Source organism: Anabaena sp. UHCC 0451, from assembly GCF_034931405.1.
Lineage (GTDB): Bacteria > Cyanobacteriota > Cyanobacteriia > Cyanobacteriales > Nostocaceae > RDYJ01.
Genome location: NZ_JAYGHA010000025.1, coordinates 1 through 20,588, shown reverse-complemented (window position 1 = coordinate 20,588; position 20,588 = coordinate 1). Strand labels below are relative to the sequence as shown.

Annotated in this window: 20 protein-coding genes and 1 pseudogene; 13 read left to right on the top strand and 8 right to left on the bottom strand. The window is 38.8% G+C overall.

All coding sequences use genetic code 11. The features are described from left to right. Window positions 1–31 precede the first annotated feature (31 nt). The gene (gene acsF / locus VB694_RS17460; RefSeq protein WP_323361603.1) at window positions 32–1,108 is read right to left on the bottom strand and encodes a magnesium-protoporphyrin IX monomethyl ester (oxidative) cyclase; all 1,077 of its coding nucleotides are present in this window, start codon (window positions 1,106–1,108) and stop codon (window positions 32–34) included. Between the two features lie 732 nt (window positions 1,109–1,840). On the opposite strand from acsF, the gene VB694_RS17455 reads away from it, so the two are divergent. Continuing rightward, window positions 1,841–2,335 (top strand): TM2 domain-containing protein, encoded by a 495-nt coding sequence (locus tag VB694_RS17455; RefSeq protein WP_323361602.1) that lies wholly within the window; start codon window positions 1,841–1,843, stop codon window positions 2,333–2,335. 32 nt (window positions 2,336–2,367) lie between these two features. On the opposite strand, the gene VB694_RS17450 is transcribed toward VB694_RS17455, so the two are convergent. Together VB694_RS17450 and VB694_RS25340 are read right to left on the bottom strand one after the other, a co-directional pair. Continuing rightward, window positions 2,368–2,820: a DUF2996 domain-containing protein gene (locus tag VB694_RS17450; RefSeq protein WP_323361601.1), complete on the bottom strand. Its 453-nt coding sequence runs from the start codon at window positions 2,818–2,820 to the stop codon at window positions 2,368–2,370. A 228-nt stretch (window positions 2,821–3,048) separates the two neighbouring features. Continuing rightward, a pseudogene (locus VB694_RS25340) lies at window positions 3,049–3,869 on the bottom strand (hypothetical protein). Between the two features lie 609 nt (window positions 3,870–4,478). Here VB694_RS25340 and VB694_RS17435 point away from each other — a divergent pair. Beyond that, a complete protein-coding gene (locus tag VB694_RS17435; protein ID WP_323361598.1) occupies window positions 4,479–4,832 on the top strand; it encodes a BON domain-containing protein in 354 nt (117 codons plus the stop codon). Window positions 4,833–4,892: 60 nt separating this feature from the next. Here VB694_RS17435 and VB694_RS17430 read toward each other — a convergent pair whose 3' ends face one another. Further along, window positions 4,893–5,798 carry an alpha/beta fold hydrolase gene (locus VB694_RS17430; protein ID WP_323361597.1) on the bottom strand — a complete coding sequence of 302 codons (906 nt, stop codon included), beginning with the start codon at window positions 5,796–5,798 and terminating at the stop codon, window positions 4,893–4,895. Window positions 5,799–6,137: 339 nt separating this feature from the next. On the opposite strand from VB694_RS17430, the gene infC reads away from it, so the two are divergent. The 3 genes from infC (at window position 6,138) to VB694_RS17415 (ending at window position 11,687) form a co-directional block, all read left to right on the top strand. Next, the gene (gene infC, locus VB694_RS17425) at window positions 6,138–6,671 is read left to right on the top strand and encodes a translation initiation factor IF-3 (RefSeq protein ID WP_323361596.1); all 534 of its coding nucleotides are present in this window, start codon (window positions 6,138–6,140) and stop codon (window positions 6,669–6,671) included. A 239-nt stretch (window positions 6,672–6,910) separates the two neighbouring features. Beyond that, window positions 6,911–9,919, top strand: coding sequence for an MFS transporter (locus VB694_RS17420; protein ID WP_323361595.1), 3,009 nt, complete (start codon window positions 6,911–6,913; stop codon window positions 9,917–9,919). Between the two features lie 196 nt (window positions 9,920–10,115). Further along, entirely contained in the window at window positions 10,116–11,687 is a 1,572-nt protein-coding gene (locus VB694_RS17415; protein ID WP_323361594.1) for a sodium:proton antiporter, read from the top strand. Between the two features lie 63 nt (window positions 11,688–11,750). Here VB694_RS17415 and VB694_RS17410 read toward each other — a convergent pair whose 3' ends face one another. After that, entirely contained in the window at window positions 11,751–12,143 is a 393-nt protein-coding gene (locus VB694_RS17410; RefSeq protein ID WP_323361593.1) for a hypothetical protein, read from the bottom strand. A 322-nt stretch (window positions 12,144–12,465) separates the two neighbouring features. Here VB694_RS17410 and VB694_RS17405 point away from each other — a divergent pair, with 322 nt between their 5' ends. After that, window positions 12,466–12,894: a hypothetical protein gene (locus VB694_RS17405; protein ID WP_323361592.1), complete on the top strand. Its 429-nt coding sequence runs from the start codon at window positions 12,466–12,468 to the stop codon at window positions 12,892–12,894. 298 nt (window positions 12,895–13,192) lie between these two features. Here the strand turns inward: VB694_RS17405 and phnE are convergent, their stop codons facing one another. From phnE to VB694_RS17390, 3 genes are all read right to left on the bottom strand, one after another. Further along, a complete protein-coding gene (gene phnE, locus VB694_RS17400) occupies window positions 13,193–13,987 on the bottom strand; it encodes a phosphonate ABC transporter, permease protein PhnE (protein WP_323361591.1) in 795 nt (264 codons plus the stop codon). A 223-nt stretch (window positions 13,988–14,210) separates the two neighbouring features. Beyond that, a complete protein-coding gene (locus tag VB694_RS17395) occupies window positions 14,211–14,942 on the bottom strand; it encodes a phosphonate ABC transporter ATP-binding protein (protein ID WP_323361590.1) in 732 nt (243 codons plus the stop codon). An 86-nt stretch (window positions 14,943–15,028) separates the two neighbouring features. Beyond that, on the bottom strand, window positions 15,029–16,006 hold the full coding sequence (locus tag VB694_RS17390; RefSeq protein WP_323361655.1) for a phosphate/phosphite/phosphonate ABC transporter substrate-binding protein: 978 nt from the start codon (window positions 16,004–16,006) through the stop codon (window positions 15,029–15,031). 285 nt (window positions 16,007–16,291) lie between these two features. On the opposite strand from VB694_RS17390, the gene VB694_RS17385 reads away from it, so the two are divergent. From VB694_RS17385 to VB694_RS25335, 7 genes are all read left to right on the top strand, one after another. Beyond that, window positions 16,292–18,673, top strand: coding sequence for a phosphoketolase family protein (locus VB694_RS17385; RefSeq protein ID WP_323361589.1), 2,382 nt, complete (start codon window positions 16,292–16,294; stop codon window positions 18,671–18,673). Window positions 18,674–18,811: 138 nt separating this feature from the next. Next, a complete protein-coding gene (locus VB694_RS17380) occupies window positions 18,812–19,045 on the top strand; it encodes a hypothetical protein (protein ID WP_323361588.1) in 234 nt (77 codons plus the stop codon). Window positions 19,046–19,067: 22 nt separating this feature from the next. Then, the gene (locus tag VB694_RS17375; protein WP_323361587.1) at window positions 19,068–19,412 is read left to right on the top strand and encodes a tetratricopeptide repeat protein; all 345 of its coding nucleotides are present in this window, start codon (window positions 19,068–19,070) and stop codon (window positions 19,410–19,412) included. Window positions 19,413–19,484: 72 nt separating this feature from the next. Then, a complete protein-coding gene (locus VB694_RS17370; RefSeq protein ID WP_028091317.1) occupies window positions 19,485–19,748 on the top strand; it encodes a BrnT family toxin in 264 nt (87 codons plus the stop codon). Next, entirely contained in the window at window positions 19,738–19,971 is a 234-nt protein-coding gene (brnA, locus tag VB694_RS17365; protein WP_323361586.1) for a type II toxin-antitoxin system BrnA family antitoxin, read from the top strand. The genes VB694_RS17370 and brnA overlap by 11 nt, the downstream gene beginning before the upstream one ends. An 87-nt stretch (window positions 19,972–20,058) precedes the next feature. After that, complete coding sequence (locus VB694_RS17360; RefSeq protein ID WP_323361585.1) at window positions 20,059–20,259, top strand: hypothetical protein; 201 nt, start codon at window positions 20,059–20,061, stop codon at window positions 20,257–20,259. Then, entirely contained in the window at window positions 20,256–20,363 is a 108-nt protein-coding gene (locus VB694_RS25335) for a type II toxin-antitoxin system HicA family toxin (protein ID WP_416233489.1), read from the top strand. The genes VB694_RS17360 and VB694_RS25335 overlap by 4 nt, the downstream gene beginning before the upstream one ends. The last annotated feature ends 225 nt before the right edge of the window (window positions 20,364–20,588 follow it).

The following is a 20,588-nucleotide window of genomic DNA, read 5'->3' as shown; positions in this document are numbered from 1 at the left end:
ACCACCGCAACTTTTAGAAAATTAGATGAAATTACCTAGCTTGACCATGAGCAGCAACTGCATCAATGGGCTTCATCAAGTACAGGTTTAATAATTGCCAACCATGAGAAACATAAATTGGCGCTTTTTGGAATAATTGCAGGAATTTGGGTGTATTAGAGTTGGCAATTGCGGTCAATTTTTCGTTATTTTTGACACAAATATCCAAACGTCGATAAAACTCTGGGTTATCAACATCTAACATCAGTGGGAAAACTCGACCTGCGGTTTCGTTGGTTTTCTTAATCACGTGAATGTCATATTCTCTCGCATCCAAACCCAGGGAAGCGTAGAAATCCTTACGCTGGATGTCGTTGAGATACATTGTTGCAAACACTGACAACAAGAAGAACCGACTCCATAGTTTAGCTCTCCAGTCATTTAGCATTTGAGGCTGCGCTCTCATGATGGCATCAAAGAAGTCACCGTGGCGGTTTTCATCCTGACACCAATTTTCAAAAAAGTTGAAAATTGGATAAATCCGATCTTCAGGATGGGATTCTAAATGACGATAGATGGTGATATAACGCCAATAACCAATCTTTTCAGAGAGATAGGTCGCGTAGAAAATGAATTTAGGCTTAAAGAAGGTATAACTACGGCTCTTAGTCAAAAACCCTAAATCTAGGGATAGATTAAAGTCTGACATTGCCTTGTTTAAAAATCCAGCATGACGCGCTTCGTCCCGTGACATGAGGTTAAAGCATTCTGCTAATACAGGGCTTTTATCCTTTAAGCGGCGGCCGAGTTCTTTGTACAGCAAAAAGCCGGAAAACTCCGCTGTACAAGAACGTTCGAGAAATTCAATGAACAACTGGCGAGTTTCCCCATCAATAGAGTCCCAGGATTGTTCAAACTGAGCATCCCGAACAAAGTGATGGCGGTTGTAGTCTACCCGAAATTCTTCGAGGATGGCCATTAACTCGTCTTCGTTGACGGAGATATCCATCTGCGCCATTTCATCAAAATCTGTTGTGTAAAACCGGGGTGTTAAGAGGGTTTCCCTGGAGGGGACTTTAACCCCAGGACGCATTTCTTCAAAGCCTGGTTTTTTTAAGGAATCTACCATCTCTTGATTGCCATAAATGTTTTTCTTAATTTTGAGTACACCAGACAGCCAAAGTTTATGCTCTCACAAGGTGCAGCTAAGGACAATAATTACATTTGTTTGACACTCTCAGGTCTAAAGACACTGAGATTCTGCGGACAGAGTAAAACCCTCGCTGCGACCGTCAAACGTCGCCTAGACGCTCAAAGCAACTACCGATTAAGGTGTCGAAATTGCGCTTACTTTCACTAATTTCAAAGCTTTCAGAGTCCATCACTAAGCCAATTCGCGGTACGCTCCGCAACCTGCCATTAATTGCTCTTTCAAGTCATACTGTCGTCAGGACTTAGAACCTAACCGTTGTTTCACAAGAGCCGGGATTTCTCCGTACTAGGATGCTTCAACACGTAGACAGTTATTCTTACTCACAACCCAATTTTAGCACAAATGCCACGGGGATTAAAATCCCTCGTGTCCCTTATATCTCAGGACTAAAGCCACTGAGTTTTACGCTTACCGCGAGGTCTTGTAAAATCCAGTGTACCAAGGTGTTGGCGGGAAAAAGGCAAAAAAAGGCAAAAAAAACATTAAGAGTTGCAACAAATCTGGAGTGACTGCGAAATCACGAGTTGAAAATTGGTATTTAGCTAGGATTACTGATGCCAGTCTTGACCTTGCTCGTTAAATTAATATGAGTATTAATTGGCTTAAATTAAAAAAATAACTAGATAACACAAAAGGTGAGAATAAAATATGAATACACAAAACAATCCGAATAAAGACCGTCTTGTTGCTTCTTACATCCTGTGTGCTGCGGGTTTTTTGGGCGTTGGCGGCTTACACCGCTTATACAATGGCAAAATAGGAACTGGTTTATTATGGTTTTGTACTTTCGGGTTATTTTACATAGGGCAGTTTGTTGATTTAATGCTCATTCCGGGTATGGTGGACGAATATGAACAAAATCTCCGCCTAAAAGCAGGTTTATCACCTCTGGGCTTACCTCTCAATCAACCAGTTGTCAATTCCCGTGTTTACCGTCCTGCTGGCAACCAATTAATGGTTCAATTGCTAGAAGCCGCAGAAAGCAAGGGTGGTAGTTTGACTGTAACTCAAGGCGTGAAGGCTACTGGTGCTGGTTTTGCAGAAGTGGAAAAGGTGCTAAAAGAAATGATGAAATCCGGTTATGTAAGAATAGACAACGACCCCATCACTGGAGCCGTTACCTACCATTTTAACGAATTGTAAATAACTCTTGACAACTACCAAATCACCAATAATTAATTTCTACCTAGCCATTTTTGGCCGTTTAAACGGTAAACTAGGCGAGATACCAATAAATCAAGGGTAATTTTGCGCTCATCAATCAGGAATGATTCTAGGGTGCTGGGTTTTTTACCTTCGTTACAGGAGAATCCCTTTTTACCTTGAATGTCTGCATCGGGGAAATAGACGTTAAACTGTCTCTGTCCATTTTGCCAGCTGCCGATAATTTGCCAACATTCTTCAGTTGAGTTAAAACCAGTAATAGTATATTTCTGTTTGGCAAAATTCAATTCTACATCGGGAACTCCTTCTTGAGCGATCGCCTTTTGCAAAGCTGGTAAGTAATATTGCTGCATAAACTCTTCAAACGGCTTATCTTCCACAGCAGGGGGTTTTTCCTTTTTAGCCGCAGGTTTAGCAGCAGGTTTTTCGGTTTCTGCTGGTTGTTGATTGTTTTCTTCTGCCATTTCTCAGATCAATCCTTTATCTAGCTGTTTGAGTGAGTCGCTTACTTTGTGATAGTCAGTCATTTTTATTTTGACATACCAGCGGTTAACTATTCATATTGACAATAAATATTAAATATGTATTGAATGAAAACTATTTATTTCGTAGGTGTTTAGCAATGCTCATTGGTGTCAACTTAACGGTACAGCCTCCCAAATTTGCTCTCTGATTTGTTGTGTTTCTCGATGTCATTTCCTGATAGCTTTGACTAAACCAAATAATTTGGCTCGTTGGACTTTAGAGGTGACGATATCGGGATTTTCACCCCTTTCTACGGATTTAGCTACATAATATAGACTTCTAAAAACCATTTCTACTGATATTTTTTCTTTTGGCTGACCTAAAGCAACTGCTACGTCTGAAACTAATTGATTTAGCACTGCGTAAAAAATTAAAGTAAAAGCTTCGACAATCATCATGATTTTTCCACCTAATTTTGATGAATTATCTTCGCTGATTTTTAATCTTTTTCTTAGCTGCTCTAGGCTTGAACCATCTGCTATCCATATGGTGTTAATTTTTTTTGTATCTGCTCCCATTTCTTTTCTAAAACTATTTTTGATTCAGTCTTGGCAATTTTTTCTACAAATTTCTTTTCTAAAACTATTTTTGATTCAGTCTTGGCAATTTTTTCTACAACTTGATTTAACAATTGTACAAAAATCTCCGCCGGCATATTCATTAATCTTTTTGATACTGCTTGTTTACTAACTTCTATTGGTTCTACCCATAATAATCCTTCTTCTTTTAATACTCTTACTGCTTCTGCTAATCCAGCTATTTGCCGATAAACTAAACTGAGAATTAGTGCTACCATTACTGGTAAGTTTAGCAATCTATCTCTCATCGGTTTATCATTGTTTCCTGGTAAATATTTTAATGGTGTAAATAGACTTGGTTGTAGATATTTTGTTAATTCTTCTTCTATTTGTGGTAGTGATGGTGATAGTGTTTGCTGCTTACAACGTAAATCTGGATTCCCATTTTTTCTTTTTCTTGTTTGAGTCATAATTTTAGACTCTGTGAGTATTTTTTATGATTTTATTATCCTCTTTTTCGCTTCAAATGTGATTCCTACGGTGAGCTAGGCACATCACTCTTAAATCTAGCGATAGCGAAGCCCTCCGTAGCGATCACCTTTGGTGGGTGGAATACCATCGCCTATAGCAGTGCATTCCGCGCTATCGCTCTTTTCCTCCTCCTTATTTATTAAGGGTTTTACGTTAAGTTGACACCAATGAGCAATGCTAAATCCCTACTATTTCTGATGAAACTTTTTTTAAATACATTTATGAACATAATATAATTCATTGATAGAGAAAACCGTGATTTTACTTAAGTAGAAATATCTTGTGATAAATGGATTTAATTACATTTGTGACTGTTGCAAAAAAGAACAGGACTTACGCAACTGGAACATTTGTAGGGTGCATCCGACTGCATAAATCCCGCAAATAAACAGATTGTTGATATCTGACGCACCCTACAACAGATTTTTGGTGTGACACTTGCGTAAAGTAGGAATATGTGACTACATCTCTTTTCAGAGATAGATGTTAATTTTTTTTCCAGCCTTTATACTAATTTCAGAGATATTTAGAATAGGAGAAAATTGTTTATGAGTTGGTTAAAAAGACTGTTTGGACTGGAAAAACCAGAAAATGCACAAGTAAATCCAACTCCTCAAGTAGCACAACAAGCAGGGGCTACCGCTACTCAAACAATCCCTCCAGAACGTCTGGGATTAAACGGAGAATATGACCAAAGCGGTTTAGCCAAACGAGTAACATTGGCATTTGATCAAGATCCCCAACTTGATGATGTTGATACCCTCTGGGTTGCTCAAACAGGTAGCACTGTGGTATTAAAAGGCAGAGTTTCCACTCAGAATATTCTCAACAAGATGATTTCTGTGGCTGGTTCTGTACCTGGCGCTACATCTGTTGATACTAATCAAGTTACGGTTGGGTAATGGGTAATGGGTAATTGGGTAATGGGTAATGGGTAATTGGGTATTCTTCCCAGTCACAAGTCACCTGTTTCCCTGTATCCAATCTAAAATTACCTGGTTTAAGAGTTCTGGACATTCATCATGGGGACAGTGACCCACGTCTTCGAGATAGAGGATTTCTAATTTCTCGTTATACCGGGCAAATTCACTGGCCAGGACTGGGGGAACAAATCGATCTTTTTGTCCCCAAATTAACAACATGGGAATTGTTAAGTTTGGCAATATTTTCTTGACACTAGGACTAAAATCTGTACCAATTGAAGCTTTGAAGAGGGCAATAAAAGCACGGGTAGAACCTCTGTCTTGGGGAGGTCCGGCTAAAATATCTATGAGTTCTTCGGTGATAGCGTTGGGGTTAGCATAAGCAAGACTAACCCAGCTTCGTAAGACACTTGGTTTCCGTACCAGTTTAAAAAGAGGTTTGAGGAGTAGAGGCGAAGCGATAATACTTTTAATTCCTCTAACTACTGGATGCAGAAAAGCGGGGAGAGCTTCTTGTTCCAAGTTAGGATCAGGCAAACTCATCATCACTATACCCTGTACCATATCAGGATGGGCAGCAGCAGCAACTAAGCTGATTAAAGAACCTATGGAATTACCTACTAATATGACTGGTTGACGGATAAATTCCTGCCAAAATTGATAAACCTGCTCTACCCAGAGTGCAACGCTGTAATTAGCTGAGGCTTTTTCGGAAGCGCCAAAGCCAATCATATCTAAAGCATATACTGTATGAGATTTGCCTAAAACTTCTAAATTATGTCGCCAATGACCAATGGAAGCACCAAAGCCATGTAGTAAGATTAAAGGTGGTGCATTTTGGCAATTATGATCAGGACGGATGTAGGTATAGCGGATTTGCCAACCTCTCCAAACCCAATCTCTTTGATTACCCACTCGCTGCTGCCAAGACAAGCCAGTTAACACATCCGCCTCCAACTCAATTCCTGGGAAAAACTACTCTACTATGTTAGTAATTGCTGATGGGAATAGAGAGTTAATTTAAGGTATAATTATAATAATAATTAAGTTTAGCCAAGTTTGTGTAATTTAGATTAACTATTGTAGGGAAATCTGATCAAAGTTAGTAAAATAGCAAATACAACAGACTAAACAACTATTGTATGGATTAGCTATCCTTAAAGAGAAAGACTCATTTTTCAGTTTTGAGTCATTCCCGTATTTTGCCTCTAGGGGCATACCAAACAAAACTAAGTAAACTAAGACCAAGCCAAATCCTTAACTAAAGAGCTCCCAAAAATCATAATGCCTGTGATTGAGAAAAAAAGAACTCGCGATCTGCCCCAAATTAATGAACGGATTCGCTTCCCGAAAATTCGGGTCATTGACAATGATGGTGCCCAACTGGGAATTATGCCACCACAGGAAGCACTACAACTAGCAGAAGAAAAAGAGCTAGACTTAGTGCTACTGAGTGACAAAGCTGACCCACCAGTATGTCGAATCATGGACTACGGGAAATATAAATTTGAGCAGGAGAAAAAAGCGCGGGAAGCCCGGAAGAAACAGCACACAGCTGACGTGAAGGAAGTGAAGATGCGTTATAAGATTGAAGAGCATGACTATAATGTGCGGGTCAAGCAAGCAGAACGCTTCCTCAAAGATGGTGATAAAGTCAAAGCTACGGTGATGTTCCGGGGTCGAGAAATCCAGCACAGTGACTTAGCAGAGACTTTACTAAAGCGGATGGCTACAGACTTAGAACCATTTGGTGAGGTACAGCAAGCGCCCAAAAAAGAAGGGCGAAATATGATGATGCTAATTTCACCTAAGAAGTAAGAAGTAATAGGGTTGAGGTTTTAGGGTTTAGGAAGAGGAAAAATTGGGAAAGAATTACCAATCCCCAATCCCTAATCCCCAATCCCCTGAACGTAAATTTATCAAAAAATGATAGTCCTGACTCCTGAGTGGGAAAGATAATACTCAGTTGTTCGGGACTTTTGCTATTCAGTAACTGTTATCCTAATGACTTAGCTGTTGTGTTGTGATCACCTGTTTCACACCCCAGAAAAAACTGCATGGAATTGAAAAATTACTGGTTGACTAGCGATAGAGGCTTTCTAAAACGACTACTGAAGTGGGTAAATCTCCGACCGGAGGAGGTGGAACGCACTTGGATGATGTTTGCCTTCTACACAATTGTATCTATAGGATTACGGTGGGCTGAGGATAGCACTGTCGCCCTGTTTTTAGATGAATATGGTGCTGACAAACTACCTTGGATTTATATCGCTAGTGCAGCCACAGGTGCGGGACTGGTGGTTTTATATTCTTGGTTACAAAAAGTTTTCCCTTTCCGTGCGGTGATTGTTGCGATCGCACCGGGAATGATTTTACCTTTATTCTTACTGGTACTATTGCGTTGGGGCTTACATATTCCCACCCTGGCAGTAATTATTATCTTTCTGCTCCGGCTTTGGGTAGATGCCTGTTATGTAGTTAATGACCTCAATACCTCAATTGTTGCTAATCAACTATTCAACATTCGTGAGATTAAGCGTACTTACCCATTAGTGAGTAGTGGCATATTAGTAGCCGATGTCATTAGTGGCTTTAGTTTGCCAATTTTACTAAAATTTGCCACCCTGAATACAGTTATTCTGATCGCTTGTGTTGTCGTTTTTTGCGGATCAGGAATTTTATTTTATTTAACTTTTAAATATCCCGCAGCTTTTCCCAACACGCCACAACGGCAGCTAACGGAAGAACAAGCTACCCGACATCGCCGCCTAGAGACTCCACTGAAACGGTATGTTTGGCAATTGTTCGCGTTTTTTGCACTATTGCAAGTCATTGGCTTGTTGATAGATTTTCAGTATTTGCGCGAACTCAATTCCAGTTTAGGCGAACAACAACTGGCCAGCTTTTTGGGTATATTTGGTGGCATTGTCGGCTTATGTGAATTAATTACTCAGTGGTTTATTTCCAGTCGTTTGATTGAAAAAGTGGGAGTATTTTTCACAGCCGCACTTTTACCATTGACTGTGGGCTTTTTATTACCAGCAGCGATATCGGTTTTGAACCTCTTTCCAGCTATTGAAGAGCCGGGATTTTTCTGGGGTTTAATCAGTCTCAAATTTTGTGATGAACTGCTGCGCTATACCTTCGTAATTAGTAGCGGTCCGGCACTTTATCAACCTATTCCTGAACGCATCCGCAGCCGGATGCAAGCGTTATCAAGTGGTACAGCCGAGGCGATCGCCTCCGGCTTAACTGGATTTGTCATTTTTGGCACAGTATATATCAGTAATAAATTTGTACCGGAATCACTGCAAAAGTGGGTATTAATTGGCGAAACAGTAATTGTTGCAGCCACCTGTTTAAAAGTCGTCTGGGAATTGCGATCGCGCTATGTTGACGTATTAGTTTTGAGTGCAGAACGGGGTGGATTAAGTACAACTACTGTCGGTCTCCGTGCCTTCAAACAGGGAATAGTCAAAGCTTTAGTAGAAACAGGCACTAGCACCGATAAACACTCTTGCTTAGAACTTTTAGCCCAAATCGATCTCCCAGGAGCGGGACAAGTTTTAGCGCCCTTGTTAGTGAAGTTACCTTCTGATTTGCAAAAATCAAGCTTAGAATTAATGCTCATGTCAGGTGTAAATTCCCTGTATGCGCCTGAAGTTCGTCGCTTACTAGATCAGCCGCCAGCCACTATTGATCCAGAAGTGTTTGCGCTGGCGATGCGTTATGTTTGGCTGGCGGAAGATAATCTTAATTTAAGTCTCTTAGAAGAATACCTACAACCACTACATCATTCACTAATTCGTGCTACAGCAGCAGCTTTGCTGTTACGTCAGGGAACACATCAGCAGCAAGCAGCAGCCACGCAAACCATGCGACGGATGTTAACCCATAAACAAGAACGAGAACGGGTAGACGGAGTCAGGGCGCTGAGAGAAGTCGTCTATTTACAGGCTTTGCGGGTTCACATCCCCAATTTATTGCAGGATGACTCATTACGGGTACGCTGTGCTGTCTTAGAAATGATTACCGCTACCCATTTGGAAGAATATTATCCAACGTTGTTAGCTGCACTCTACTACAAATCAACTCGGACTACAGCCATGCAGTGTCTGGTGAGCATGGAGAATGAAGCCATACCCATGTTATTGAAACTAGCTAAAAATATTTATAAACCAGAAGTAGTGCGAATGTATGCTTGGCGTACCATTGCTCAAATCGGTACAGTAGAAGCGATAGAAATTTTATGGTTACATTTAGAAACATCTTGGGGTACTACCAGAGACTATATCCTCCGCAGCTTGCTGAAAATTAACCAGCAACCAGGAAAGATAAGTGTTGGAGAGCGATTTTATGAAAGTCGGGTGGAAGCTTTAATTGAGCAAGAATTAAGACTTCTTGGTGAGGTTTATGCAGCTTACATAGACTTTCAAAATTTAGAGTCACTAGAAAATTATCAAGAAAATGAACGATTATTAACTATTGCTCAGTTACTACAACGTTCACTTCTAGAATTAGAATTGGATGTCAGAGATCGGTTATTGCTGTTATTAAAACTGCTTTACCCAGCAGAAAAGATGCAGGCCGCAGCTTTTAATCTCCAATCTCAGTCTTTGATCAATTTAGCGCGGGGGTTAGAAATTTTAGACCATACTGTAAATTTACCTTGTAAGACTCTATTGCTGAATATTTTAGATCGAAGACCACAACAAGAAAAGCTCAAGTATCTTGTGGATGCTGGGTTTTGGCGATATGAAAATATTTCCATCAATCAGCGTATCAGTAAACTCATTACCCAGGGAAATTTGCTTTCTGATTGGTGTTTAGCTTGCTGTTTTCATTTTGCTCAATCTGCTTATGTTCGCCTCACAACTACAGAAATTTTGGCAAATTTGCGCCATCCAACAGGCTTTGTTAGAGAGGCAACAATTTCCTACTTGAGTGTAGTTTCCCAACGAGTGCTGCAAGAAATTCTCCCCCATTTGCAAACAGATCCCCATCCACTGGTGTCGGCTCAAGTAAAGGAGTTGATAGCAAAATATCATCAAGTTCAGAATAAATAAGTAGGTAGGCGTTGAAAATTGTCGTTATGGCAAGGCAAGAGGGAAGAGGGAAGAGGGAAGAGGGAAGAGGGAAGAGACTTTCAGCGATTTTACATTTTTGTACTTGCTTGGTTTTTTCGAGCCGACTTACTTAGGTATAAGTATTGTTAAATTAAAATGAGTTGAGAAATTTACCAGATTTTTTACCCTAATTTTCATGATGATTGAATCACAAATCGGTGAACATTTGATTGCCAACAATCTCAAGCAGTTTCTTTTGGTGCTTTCAGTATCATTAGGTGTAGCAACATTACCGCAAATATTTAGTTGGTTTCGTCAAATACCTTACACATTACTATTAGTAATTGTTGGGTTATGTTTAGCGATCGCCAATGTCCGTCTTGTCACTCTTTCCCCTGGCTTGATTTTGTTAATTTTCCTCCCACCACTGTTATTTGAAGCGGCTTGGAATCTGCACTGGAAAGAACTAAAAAAGGATTTTTTACCCATCTGTTTATATGCAATCTTCGGGGTAGTAATTTCTATTCTAGGTGTAGCTATTGGTCTTAACCAACTAGCTGGACTTTCTCTAACTACAGCTTTATTAATTGGTGCTAGTCTATCTGCTACTGATCCAGTTTCTGTAACGGCATTATTTCGGGAACTAGGAGTAGGTAAACGTCTTGTTACCCTCATGGAAGGGGAAAGCCTATTTAATGATGGCATGGCAGTGGTGGCTTTTGGTTTTTTGGTAGCTCTACCTCTCGGAAATGCCGAATTGGGATTTCAACCAATTTTAATTGAATTTTGTACAGTAGTCGGTATTGGTGTAGCCGTTGGTAGTTTAATTGGTTTTGGTATTTCCTACCTGACCCAACGCTTCGATTTGCCAATGGTGGAACAATCTTTAACTTTAGTTTCCGCTTACGGGACTTACTTAATTATTGAAGACTTGGGCGGTTCTGGAGTAATTGGAGTTGTCACTGTAGGCTTGATTTTAGGTAACTTTGGTTCTCGGATTGGCATGAATCCCCGGACGCGGATTATTGTTTCCGAATTTTGGGAATTTCTGGCTTTCTTTGTCAATTCAATTGTCTTTTTGTTAATTGGTGATCAAATTCGTTTTGCTAGTTTGGGCGAAAATATACAAATCATCTTGATCACAGTGATAGCTATGATTGTGATGCGAGGATTGGCTCTTTACATTCTCAGCTTAGTTAGCACTAACATCACTAAAACAGAAATTTCTTTACCTGAGCAAACTATTCTGTGGTGGGGTGGTTTACGTGGTTCTGTTTCTATTGCTTTGGCTTTAAGTGTACCGACAATTATACCAGAACGAGACAAAATCATTGCTACAGTTTTTGGTGTGGTTTTATTTACCTTACTGGTACAGGGATTAACTATCAAACCTTTATTACAAAAATTAAATTTGTTAGGTGATTCTGGCTTACGTGAGCAATACTTAGAATTAGTTGCTCGTAACATAGCTTTAGAGAGAGTTTTGCGACATCTTCAAGCAGATCAACGTCCGGGAATTGACCCAGAATTTTATCGTTACCAAGAGACATTAATTAAAGGTGAAATTAATGATTTACAAGAAAAAACTGCTAAACTACAAGATGATTACCCCAATCTGAGAGACTTCTGTGCTGAACAATTTCGATCAGAATTACTAGCCATTGAAGCCGATACTTATGCTGAATTTGTCCGGTCTGGTCGGTTAAATAAAGAACTTGCACCTATGTTGCAAAATGTTTTACAAGATGGTAAGCAGACAGAAAGGTAAATTCAGAAATCCAACCGGATTCCTATATAGATTTTAGTAATTTATTTGCATTGCTATATTTTGTTAGCTAAATAATTTATTTCGGGGTAATTTGGCTTTTTTAGGGCAGTATTCAGAACAATTTATAGCTGCTTCTGTGAGAACTATATCGGGTTTTACAGCACATTTCAAATAATGGTTGTTAGAAAAAAATTGACAATTTTTACAAGGAACTTGATGTAATCCATTGATGCTAAAAGCTATTTTATTGTCTGCATGAGTGCGAATTTTGTGGAAAATAAACAAAAAAAATGCCCAAATTAACACAAAACTGAATGGACTTAACGCTATTGCTAAATCAGAGATATTCAATCCTTCTTGTTGTTGTGAGTATTCCTGTTTACTTTCAGCTTGTGTTAAACGATGAAGTTTTTGATTGACTGCTACTTTATGCTGTAATATTTCTTCAACATACATATTATTTACCTTCTCTATAGAATATAATGCTTTTGCTTTTTTCAGCAATTTATGAAAATTAGATCATTGATCAAGCCCTAATTATAGGTTTAACAAAATAAAACTTCAGCCATCTCTGTCGATGGGTTTGCTTGCGAATATTTGAATGTATATCTGAAGGAGGAAATTTTCCAAATTACAAATTAATACCACAATGATGGTAAAGGGTTAAAATAGCTCTGAAGATAGAGGAATAATTTCAAAATTTTTCTCTCAATCTGAAGTAGACAAATAACATCTTGATAAATTAAATTGATCTAATATTATTATAGAACTAGGAAACATGAATTTGGTTTTTTTAAACAGGCTTCCTGTAACGGCTCTGATATTACTGTGGTTAGCTTACAATCTTTTGGGATGGTATCTTGCGGCTCATCAGATTGCTTGGTTGGTGGGAGCTTTTGTAACGGCTATCACTATCGCTATAGTCAGAAAAAGTAACTCTTGGTTAGAAATTCTGTTAGTATTTGGTTCTCAAGCCTTAGTTGTTGTCTTAGTTTTAAGTGTATCAATTACTTTAATAGCCATTTGGTCAATTTTATTCAATTTATTTCTGATCCCGTTAACAACTACATTATTAGCTGATTTAGAAATGCGTTTTGCTGGATTTAATAAAACAGATTCTTTTTGGATTTTAACAGTAGTTGCTTGTTCAGGCTTGTTGGTAGGTGAAATGATAGATATCCTCATTTTTCCCAGTATCAAATACTGAATTTTCATTACAAAAAAAAGGGAACAGGGAACAGATAAGAAACTTTAGTTCTGAGTTTAGAGCTTCAGTCAAAAAAGAGATGTTTTACAAGATGCGTAGCACGAAAAAAACAGTGTCATTATTTCAATCTCATGTTTTTAAACATGAGTTTTTTCTGTTAAGAGTTGCCCGTTAAGAGTTCCCTCTGAACACCTCCACGATAATTTTCTGATTTTTGTTTATTTCTTTTTTCTCATAGGTAAGATGACACAGAAACTTGTAGTCCCACCACAAAAATATTAAAGAATTAAAGATAACTCTACATTGAATCCAAATAACGACGTAATTTGCTACTAAAAATATCAATTACCGTCACCACCACCAAAAGCACCAACATCATAGTTGTGGCTTTATTATACTCAAAACCATCTATATAACTTTTTAACTGAAAACCAATTCCACCTGCACCAACTACACCAAGTACAGAAGCTGCACGGATATTGTACTCAAACATCCAAAAAGTATAACCTAATCCCAAGGGTAATACTTGGGGTAATATTCCATATTGGGCTATTTGAATTCTCGATGCACCAACAACTTGTAAAGATTCTAAAGAACGAGAATCTACGTCTTCAATTGCTTGTTGATAAAATTTAGCAAGGTAGCCAATAGTATAGATTGATAATGCTAAAGTTCCTGCGGGTGCGCCTAAGCCTGTAGCGGCAACAAAGATTAAACCCAGGATAATGGAGGGAACGGAACGAACAGCGTTTTGCAGTAAATTTGCTAACCAGCGTAACCAGAGGGGAGCAATATTATTAGCACTAGCGATCGCAATTGGTAGCGAGAGAATAGCACCAATAGAAGTTCCCCACAGTGACATTTGCACAGTTTCAATTAATGCTTTAATTGCTATATCTACAACTTTCCAATCTGGGGGAAATAACCTGACAATAAAATCAATTATATAAGGCCAGCTATCTTTTAGTAGATTAAAATCAACTTGTAAGCCTTGTAAAGCCCAAATATAAACTCCTATTATTAAGAATAGAATGGCTAGATTAATTAACCAAGAGTAATTATGTAGTAATTGTGGTTTAACAGATTTTTTCATAAGGTTTTCGTCAGGAGTCAGGAGTCAGGATTAAAATCCTCTTGTAGTGGGAGTTCCATTATCAATTGATGTCCTAATACCGATTCTGTATAAAGATGCGCCAAATTTAAAAAGGAACGAACCGCAGAGACGCAGAGGACACAGAGAAGAAAAAGATAAGGTTACAAAATTAAGCGCAGCCTCATAAAGAAATGGTATAACCACCCTGTCCAAGGCTATATTTTTAATAACTTAAAACCTGGGCAAATTTTTCTTGTAGATGATCACAATTTCCATCATAAATAATACGTCCCGCATCTAAAACTATAGCTCGGTGAGCGTATGCTGCGGCTATGCCTAAATCATGTAAAACTGCAATAATAGTTAAGCCTTGCTGGGTATTGAGTTGAGATAAAGTTTCCATCACTTGTTGGGATGCAACTACATCTAAACCGGTAATAGGTTCATCTGCTAACAGTATTTGTGGGGATTGAATTAAAGCACGAGCGATCGCTACTCTTTGTTGTTGTCCACCGCTTAGTTGACTGGTTTTTTGATATGTTTTATCTTTTAAACCCAATTGTTCTAATAATTCTTGGGCTAGAATGCGATCGCGTTTAAGAAAACCAAACAAAGTTTGTGCAGTTGTTCTCACACCCAAACGACCACACAAAACATTTTCAATTGCTGATAATTGGCGAATTAGTCCACCACCTTGAAATAACATGGCAATTTCTCGGCGAATTTTCGGCAATGTTTGGGGGGTCATTTGTAGGTTATTAATGTGAATTTCTCCCTGTACCAATGGTACTAACCCTACCAGCGATCGCAACAATGTAGACTTACCAGCACCATTGAGTCCCAGTAACACCACAAACTCACCTTGATGTATATCAAGATTAATATCATTGAGGATGGGACGCTTTAAAGATGCAGTATAAGCTGTCTCTAGATTATGACATTCAATCAGTTTCACGCTGGTATCAGTTAATTAGTAATTGGTAATTTGACGTGGGGAGTAATTATTGTAGGGGTTGAGCATTGCGCTTTACCCCTTCTTAATTATGGTTCCATACCTACATTTTTCAATGCTTCGCGGACAGGTCTGAGGTGACGATTGTGATCAACTCTGACCAATTCTGTAGAATTATACAAGCTCTTGAACATGGCGTTATTTTCTGGCTTGTTTAACTTCAGGAGAGCGTTAATAATTTTTTCCCGCATTACTACTGGAACATCATCATCAATAGCAATACCATGAGCAGGAACACCAGAAATTTTATGCAGAACCCTTAACTTACTTCTGTCTTCAGCGGAGATATAGGGAGGGAACAGAGCATATTCTGATACAACAGCCACATCTGCTTGACCGCGAACTACCGCATCTAAAGCTTTGCTGTAATTACCACCGTAGGTAATTTGACCAAAGAAACCATCCATGCGGTCTTTATTAGGTACAAAACCCTGCTTCACCAACTCACCCACGGGGAAAATAAACCCAGAACCGGATGTAGGAGAAGTAAAGGCCATTTTTTTACCCCGCAGTTGTTCCAAAGTTCCCTTTGGGGTAGTCTTGCTTTTCAGTTGGCTGTTTGCGGGGACAACAAATATGGAGTCGTAAGTAAATCTACCAGAATAATTGGCACGAACTTCAGCTAAGTACATACGAGCATTTGCCAATTGTTCAGCTTTCAAAGCGGGACGACTACTCAAGAAAGCCACATCAGCGCGATTTGCTCTCAATGCTTCCACTGCTGCTGTATCATCGCCGATCTGGGCTTTGACAGGAATTCCCAATTCTTTGGACAAAAAGCTACCTACAGCATTGGCTTTAGTTTGCAAATCTGTAGAATCAGAACGACTAGGAAAAACTATTGTTAAAGTTTTGAGTTTTTGGGCAAGTAAGCGTGGTGCTGGTTGATTCAGATTGGGGTTAGCCACTGTGGCTTGCATTCCCCCCAAGGTGCTGACAAATAAACCTGTTAGGGCTGCAAATGTCCCACTAGCACCCAATAATAAGCCTTTTTTGCTCACACTCACTTTCTGACTTTTCATTAAGAATAATTCCCAGTATTTTTGCAAATTAATTTCAACTATTTCCATAAATAAATTTAGAGCTTTTAGGAATAAAAGTCAATAAGTTAAGATAAAAACTCGTAGATAATTACGACAGGCTACGCAAAAGCCTAATAAACACAGCGCCTTTGCGTCAGATAAAAAAAATATGTAACTTCCCCCCAGAAAAACTAATCATAGGTAAGATGACACAGAAATAGCAAACCATTACACTGACATTGGTGTAAATACCTCTTACCGGAGTTCCAGATGACATTAGCCAGCACTCCACAAATAAAACCCTTAACAGACACAGAACTACAGAAAATCAACGCTTATTGGCGTGCAGCCAACTATCTTTCAGTCGGACAAATATACCTCCTCGACAACCCCCTACTGAGAGAACCACTCAAACAAGAACACGTCAAACCCAGACTATTAGGACATTGGGGAACTACCCCCGGACTTAACTTCATTTACGTACACCTCAACCGCGTCATTAAAAAATACGACCTCAGCACAATTTACATCGCAGGACCCGGACACGGTGGACCCGGACTTGTCGCTAATACCTACTTAGAAGGAACATATAGCGAGTATTACCCCAACATCACCCAAGATGCTGGAGGAATGCAAAAACTGTTCAAACAATTCTCCTTCCCTGGTGGTATTCCCAGCCACGTCGCCCCAGAAACACCAGGTTCTATTCACGAAGGGGGAGAACTCGGTTATGCTTTAGTACACGCCTTTGGTGCGGTTTTTGACAACCCTGATTTAATCGTTGCTGCGGTTGTTGGTGACGGGGAAGCAGAAACTGGCGCATTAGCTACCAGTTGGCATTCTAACAAATTCCTCAACCCCGTTACTGATGGTGCAGTTCTACCAATCTTACATTTGAATGGGTATAAAATCGCCAATCCTACAGTTTTAGCACGCATACCCCATGATGAACTAGAAAGCCTATTTATCGGCTATGGTTATAAACCTTACTTTGTGGAAGGGTCTGATCCTGCGGAAGTTCACCAAAAAATGGCGGCAACTTTAGATACAATCATTCAAGAAATTCAAGGTATCCAAAGAGAAGCGCGGGTACATGGTTTCAAAGAACGCCCGCAATGGCCGATGATTGTATTACGGACTCCTAAAGGTTGGACGGGACCCAAAGAAGTAGACGGAAAGAAAACAGAAGATTATTGGCGATCGCATCAAGTCCCCTTTGGTAATGTAGTTGGTAATCCAGAACATCTGCAACTCCTCGAAGACTGGATGCAGAGTTACAAACCCGAAGAACTCTTTGACGCAAACGGTACGCTTCTTCCCGAACTTGCAGAACTCGCACCTAAAGGTCAGCGTCGCATGGGAGACAACCCCCATACTAACGGCGGTATGTTGCTGCGTGATTTAATCATGCCTGATTTTTGCAACTATGCTGTAGAAGTACCTGAACCAGGTACTGTTAACGCTGAAGCTACTAAAGTTAGTGGTAAGTTTCTGCGGGATATCATGAAACTGAACGAGGAAAGTCGCAACTTCCGCGTTTTTGGACCCGATGAAACTGCATCCAACCGCCTAGATCCTGTATTAGAAGTCACAGACCGTACCTGGGTTGCCGAAACTCTTCCCGAAGATGACCATTTATCACCAAATGGTCGAGTCATGGAAATGCTGAGTGAAACCAATTGTCAAGGATGGTTAGAAGGATATCTGCTTACAGGTCGTCATGGTTTCTTCTCTTGTTATGAAGCATTTATTCATATCATTGACTCCATGTTTAACCAACACGCTAAATGGTTAAAAACAACTCTGGAAATTCCCTGGAGAAGACCAATTGCATCATTAAATTATCTGCTCACTTCCCACGTTTGGCGACAAGACCACAACGGTTTTTCTCACCAAGATCCGGGTTTTATTGACCACGTAATTAACAAAAAAGCCGAAATTGTTCGCGTCTATTTGCCACCTGATGCTAACACTTTGTTATCTGTCACCGACCACTGTTTAAGAAGTCGTCATTATGTCAATGTTATTGTCGCTGGAAAACAACCAGCATTACAATATTTAGACATGGATGCAGCCATTAAACACTGTACCAAAGGTTTAGGTATTTGGGAATGGGCGAGCAGTGATTTAGATGGTGAACCTGATGTAGTTATGGCTTGTGCTGGGGATATTCCTACTTTAGAAACCTTAGCAGCAGTAGATATTTTGCGCCAAAACTTCCCAGATTTAAAAGTGCGGGTAGTGAATGTAGTTAATTTGATGAAACTACAACCACAAAGTGAACATCCCCACGGTTTAAGCAGCAAAGATTTTGATACAATTTTCACAACTGATAAACCAATTATCTTTGCTTTTCATGGTTATCCTTGGTTAATTCATCGTCTCACCTATCGTCATACAAACCACAAAAATCTTCATGTTCGTGGTTACAAAGAAGAAGGAACAACAACCACACCTTTTGATATGGTGGTGATGAATGATCTTGATAGATTCCATTTAGTTATGGATGTCATAGATCGTGTACCAAAATTAGGTTCTAAAGCTGCTTATGTGAAGCAAAGATTACAAGATATCTTGATTGAACATAAGCATTATATCGAGAAACACGGCGAAGATATGCCAGAAATCCGTGATTGGACTTGGCCATATTAATAATTGAGTCAAGCTGATTTTATCGGTAGGGGTTTAGCACTGCTAAACCCCTACACATCTAAGGTTTTAGTAATCCTGTAAAAGTTTATTGCTCTTGATGCTAGAATTTAATAACCAGGGTTATAAAAATATCTTTCTATGATTGGTAATATTCTCCGTCAACGTTACAGGATTATTAAAAAATTAGGTGCAGGTGGGTTTGGGGAAACTTACCTTGCAGAAGATTTAGATATTCCCGTGACTCCTAAACCGATTTGTGTGGTTAAAAAGCTGCACCCAACAATTATTGACCCAGAAATTATCCGTTTATTTGAACAAGAAGCACAAATATTATATAAATTAGGACAAAATCACGATCAAATTCCTAAATGACTACTATGAAGCTTGGGATTGCATGGGTTCAGCACTACATGAATTAGAAGGGTATGAAAAATCTATTTCATGTTACGATAAAGCTATTGCTATTAAACCTGACGATCATGATGCTTGGTATAATCGTGGTGTTTCCCTAGCAGAATTAGAAAAATACGAAGAAGCGATCGCATCTTACGATAAGGCTATTGCTATTAAACCTGACTATCATGAAGCTTGGCATAATCGGGGTGTTGCCTTAGAGGAGTTACAAGAATACAGAGAAGCATTAAAATGTTATGACAAGGCAATTAGTATTCAACCAGATGATGAACTTTATATCAATAATCGCAATGATTTATTAAAGCAATTGGGGCATTCAAATTAGTAAATTACTGTTGTAAAGGACTAGCAAAAGTGAAAATTAAGGCAAAACTTAATTGAGAAAGATGCAAAAATAATGATGGAATTTGAATTTGATGCAAACAAAAGTGCAACAAATAAAACTAAACATAACATTGACTTTATTGAAGCACAAAAACTTTGGAGAGATACGCATCTAGTAGAAGTAACGGCAAACACAACCGATGAACCCAGATTTTTAGTGATTGGCAAGATAGCTGATAAACATTGGTCAGCAGTCATTACCTATCGTAGTGATAAAATAAGAATTATTTCTGTTCGTCGTTCTCGTACTGAAGAGGTCAATATTTATGAAAGCTGAAGAATTTGATACTAAGTTTGACAGTGGTGAAGATATTACTGAGTTTTTAGACTTATCTCAAGTACATCATCCAGGGTATACACAAAAAAGAGTTAATATTGATTTTCCTGTTTGGATGATAGAAGCTTTAGAACAGGAAGCAAAACGTTTAGGTGTGACTTCTGATTCTATTATTAAATTGTGGCTTGCTGAACGTCTGGATAAAAAAGTGATTACCAATTAGTTATTCCCTGCCAATCAAGCTGATATTTAATTTTTGAAAAAATCTGATATAATTAGATCAAGCCTTTACTTATAGGTTGAGATGATCATGGAAACAATCACTAAAAAAAAATATATTTATTGGCAAGACGAGGATATGTTTATCGGGTACTTAGAAGAATATCCTGACTATTGGACTCAAGGAAATTCCTTAGAAGAACTCCAGGAAAATTTATTGGACTTGTATCAGGAATTTTCTAGTAATAATATTCCTGCCATTAGAAAAATTGCCGAGTTAGAATTATTGTGAAAAGAAGAGATTTAATTAAAGAATTAGAAGAAATTGGTTGTATTTTTATCAGACATAGTGGTAATCACGATTGGTATCAAAATCCTCTCACAAAAGTTTCATAACCAATTCCTAGACATCGAGAAATTAACAATAATTTAGCGAAACATATTCTAAAAATGCTGCAAAACTCTTAATTTTTCTTTTTTGAGATTAGTAAATTTCCAAATTGAGGTAATCAATATGACACAGGAATTAATAGACCTCAGAAATAGTATTTTAGCAGGACGTTATCACGATGCTTTAGCTATTGTTGACGAGTTAGAGGGGATGAGTAAACAAGCTATTTT